3 protein-coding genes and 2 tRNA genes are annotated in these 4,762 nt (G+C 41.3%); all 5 read right to left on the minus strand.

From position 1 onward, the window contains the following. Positions 1-15: 15 nt before the first annotated feature. Positions 16-89: transfer RNA gene (locus ACESM0_RS12760), tRNA-Arg, on the minus strand. Between the two features lie 85 nt (positions 90-174). Then, positions 175-248: transfer RNA gene (locus ACESM0_RS12765), tRNA-Arg, on the minus strand. A 397-nt stretch (positions 249-645) separates the two neighbouring features. Continuing rightward, positions 646-1,689, minus strand: coding sequence for a GDP-mannose 4,6-dehydratase (gene gmd / locus ACESM0_RS12770; RefSeq protein WP_372906588.1), 1,044 nt, complete (start codon positions 1,687-1,689; stop codon positions 646-648). Positions 1,690-1,854: 165 nt separating this feature from the next. Then, entirely contained in the window at positions 1,855-2,802 is a 948-nt protein-coding gene (locus ACESM0_RS12775) for a GDP-L-fucose synthase family protein (protein ID WP_372906589.1), read from the minus strand. 407 nt (positions 2,803-3,209) lie between these two features. Then, on the minus strand, positions 3,210-4,762 hold a 1,553-nt coding region (locus tag ACESM0_RS12780; protein WP_372906590.1), incomplete at its 5' end, for an exopolysaccharide biosynthesis polyprenyl glycosylphosphotransferase.

Genomic DNA, 4,762 nt, shown 5'->3' on the forward strand with positions numbered 1-4,762 from the left:
GAGCTTTGTTCTTTGTACACCCGACAGGATTTGAACCTGTAACCGCCTGATTCGTAGTCAGGTACTCTATCCAGTTGAGCTACGGGTGCGTTTCAGGCTACAGGGCACAAGGCTCAGGGTGCAAGTGACAGGTAAACCCTGCGTCCTGCACCTTGAACCCTGTGCCCTGCTCTGTACGCCCGGAAGGATTTGAACCCTCAGCCTTCTGATCCGAAGTCAGACGCTCTATCCAGTTGAGCTACGGGCGCATTTTAAAACAGTAAATCAATTATATGTACTTATGGTACTTTAAAGAGCATTTATTTCACTCTAAAGACCAAATAAAAATCAGTATATCAAGCTTTCAAAAATCTCAAAATCGACGAATGTGACAATATTTGTGACAACAGATTGCGTCATTCGGGAATTGTTACTTCCCAAATAGCCACGTTTGCACATTCGAAACTTTCGATGTGACAACCGGCTACCTCAGCATTTCAATTACCGTCAAGAATAGTTAAGGTAATGAATTATACAGAAATAGTACAAGCCGGAAGAATAACTTTATAGCTGGGCTGACATTTCCCAACCGGCCTTCCATTCTTCCATATTTTGCAGATACACTCAACTTTAGAAGAAGAGTATACCTGCTCCAAAAGATTTAACTCAGAGCTCGTTACGATCTTCCTCAACCATCTCCTTAATCAGCTCGTCAACAGAATAGGTTGGTTCCCAACCCAGTTTTTCTTTTGCCTTGGTTGGGTCACCTACAAGAAGATCTACCTCGGTCGGACGAAAGTAAGTAGGATCTATCTCAACAAGTACCTCACCGGTCTCCTTGCTCTTCCCAACCTCATTGACTCCCTCTCCTTCCCATTCAAGATCAATTTCTGCATGATGAAATGATCGCTCACAAAATTCGCGAACGGTGGTTGTCTTTCCTGTAGCGAGGACGTAATCCTCCGGCTCCTCCTGTTGCAGCATTCTCCACATTCCGTCTACATAATCTTTTGCGTGCCCCCAATCTCGCTTAGCATTCAGATTACCCAGAAACAGCTTGGGTTGTATTCCCGCAGCAATTCGGACCGCTGCACGCGTGATCTTACGGGTTACAAACGTCTCTCCGCGATTAGGTGATTCATGGTTAAACAATATTCCGTTTACCGCAAACATATTATATGCTTCTCTGTAATTTACACAGATCCAAAACGCATACAGCTTGGCCACACCATAAGGCGAGCGCGGGTAAAATGGTGTTTTTTCCGTTTGAGGAACCTCCTGAACTTTACCATACAACTCGCTTGTAGATGCCTGGTAGAATTTTGTTTTCTTTGTCATTCCTAAAATTCGAATTGCTTCAAGAATTCGAAGAGTGCCCATTGCATCTGTATTTGCCGTATACTCGGGAGCCTCGAATGAAACCTGAACATGACTCTGAGCTGCCAGGTTATAAATCTCATCGGGCTGAACTTCCTGTACAATACGGATCAGATTTGTTGAATCGGTCAGATCACCGTAGTGCATATAAAAAGGAAGCCCCTTAAAGTGAGGATCTGTATACAGATGATCTACACGACCTGTATTAAAAGAACTCGATCGGCGTTTAATACCATGAACTTCATAACCCTTACTTAACAATAATTCAGATAGATAGGCTCCATCCTGACCCGTTATCCCCGTAATTAGCGCAACTTTATTTTTTGAACTCAAAATGTATAGACTTTATAGTTAGTATTTTTAATAATTTTTTATCGACGATTTGAATAAATACTGGAGAGGTAATTTTCAAATGAGATTAGCCGGAAAAAAATGAATGTGAACTTTTTAGTTTTCACTTTAGTGTATTGATCTATTTCATCCTTAGCTAACCCGCCTTTACATCTTTACCTCTTTAATATCTTCCCGGTGATTCAAAAACCAGTCATAGGTTTTCCGAATTCCCTCTTTCAGTTCCGTTTGATAACCCCATCCTTCATCTTTCATTTTTGATACGTCCATTAGTTTGCGTGGAGTTCCATCCGGCTTGCTGCTGTCCCACTCAATTTCGCCTTCGTGTCCGGTAATCTGCTGAATCGTTTCAGCCAGTTCTTTTATCGTAATATCTTTGCCGGTACCCACATTATATAAGGTATCCTCGAAATCATTTTGCATTGCAAAAAACACGGCATCAGCAAGGTCTTCCACATAAAGAAATTCTCGCATAGGTGTTCCGGATCCCCATAACGGTACGGGAGAGTGGCCGTTTTCTTTGGCTTCATGAAATTTACGGATCATGGCCGGCAGCACATGTGATGTTTCCAGGTCGAAATTATCCCTCGGCCCATAAAGATTGGTTGGCATCAGAGATACATAATTTCTGGCAAACTGTTTTCTCAGTGCTTCAATTAATTTTACACCGGCAATCTTAGCCACAGCATACCACTGGTTGGTTGGCTCCAGCGGTCCCGTCAGTAGGTACTCTTCTTTGAGTGGCTGATCCGCCAGTTTTGGGTAGATGCAGGAACTGCCCAAAAATATCACTTTTTCAACGTCATTATGATGAGACGCATTGATCAGATTATTCTGAATCTGGAGGTTGTCATAAAGAAACGGATACGGATATTCATCATTCGCCAGGATCCCTCCCACTCTTGCTGCAGCGATAATGACAATATCCGGTTTTTCGAACTTAATAAATTCATTAGTAGCTTCCTGATTGATTAAATCCAACTCTGAACTGGTTTTGTAAACCAGATTGGTATACCCCTCCTGCTCTAATTTCAGCTTGATGGCTGAGCCCACCATTCCTCTGTGCCCTGCAATGTAAATTTTTTTATTCTTCATTTATACAGTAATTGCTATTTGAAGTACTTTATACAAACTTAATCAAAATAAAGACTATCGTTTTAAGTGGGCTAAATAAATGATGAAATATGGTATTCTAAACTAATTTGCATGAAGTTTTAGGAAGAATTTGAGAATTGGTTGATTCTGTAATTCGTAGAGGCATAACACTAATTACTCACATCAAAAATCTGCCACTTAACTTCCAGCATACCTGAAAACCCCTGGTGTAAGGCAGAGAGCTGATACCTGTAGTTACTTACAAAATTGTAGCCGACATTTAAATTGAGCCTGTAGAACTTCGTGATTGATATAACACACCTGCCCTCTCCAGACATGGGATTTACTTGACGCTTTGCCTGGATTTAGTTCTGAGCTTTGAATCCTGTACCCTAATCCCTGCCCCCTCAATACGCTTTCTTATCTCCGGACAACGTTTTAAAAAGCGTTTCGAAAATGATTTTGAGATCGAATAGGAAGCAGACTTTTTCAAGATAGAAAATATCCAGCTTAACACGGTTGATGATATCGTATTTGTTTTCGATTTCGCCGCGATAGCCTCTTACCTGTGCCAGGCCGGTGATGCCGGGTTTTGAAAAATGACGCACCAGGTATTTATCGACCGACTTCGTATACTCTTCGGTATGAAGTTCCATATGTGGCCGCGGCCCTACCACCGTCATGTCGCCAGCAAGTACGTTAAAAAACTGTGGGAGTTCGTCAATATTGGTTTTCCTCAGAAATGCACCCACACGGGTCAGTCGGGGATCGTTTTTCTCTCCCATTTTTTTATGGGCCTCGCTATTTACCTTCATAGATCTGAATTTGAGGCAGTGAAACGTCTGTTTTTTGTGACCGTTACGCAGCTGCTTAAAGAAAAGCGGACCTTTCGATTCTATTTTTATTATGACATACAGCAGCGGGGTGAGCCAGGAAAGTAAAAAGATGATCACCAACAGGGAAAAGACAATATCAAACATGCGCTTGCCTACCTTGCCGTATTCCGAATGGACTTTCAGTTCTCTCAGGTTAATCACCGGTATTGACCCATACAAATCAATATCCATTGTTTTGGTATACACACCTTTGCTATCGGGGATAATTTTAACTTTTTTAAAGTTGTTGTCTGCAAACTTAAGCAGATCTTTCAGTTGATCTTCGGAAAGTTTGGACGCCAGGCAGTAGATTTCATCAATCGAATTATTAAGAATGTACTCGTAGCAATCATCAACGTGTCCCAGGTCATTTCCCCTGCCGGATTCTTCAGTGTGAAAATATCCTTTAAAGCGATATCCCAATTCCGGCCGTGCAAAAAATTTGCGTAGTTTAGACATATTCCGGTCTTTACCGATCACTACAACGTTTACGAAATTCCCACCCTTGATTCTATATACACTTCTGAACCAATAAAATATTATGCGATGAATCGTCACCACACCAAAGACAATTCCCAGCGTAGTGAGCTGATAGTTGAGTGAAAAATCGACGCTACGAATCGCAAAGAGTGCAATATAGGACACTCCAAACAAGAGATAGAGAGAGAGAAATTTATTAATGTTCGTAGTGAACGTCTCAATTCGCCTGATTTGAAAGTAGTCAAGTATTGCTGCGATAACCAACCAGCTAATGTTATAATAGAGAATACTGGTTAGATTTAAGTAGGTATCAGGCGTTAAAATCCAAAGTATAGCGTTGAGAAGGAAGAGGTGTACCGAAATAGATATTGGAATGATATAGGGAGCTAATCCAAAACCGAACGGAATACTCTGTTTAAGTGAATAATTGAACGGTAACGCTAATTGTATCAGCCTTTCCATATACTCCTGGGTGTAGTTTGTTAACTGTCGTACTGCTCTCGGAATTGTCACTCGTAACGTGCGGCATTGATCAACAATCAATCTCCTATTTATACCTACACGATTTTGCCTATACTCTTCACAAAAAAGGAGAAGTGCTGAAA

Origin of the sequence: Rhodohalobacter sp. (assembly GCF_041686455.1) — a bacterium.
Taxonomy (GTDB): Bacteria; Bacteroidota; Rhodothermia; order Balneolales; family Balneolaceae; genus Rhodohalobacter.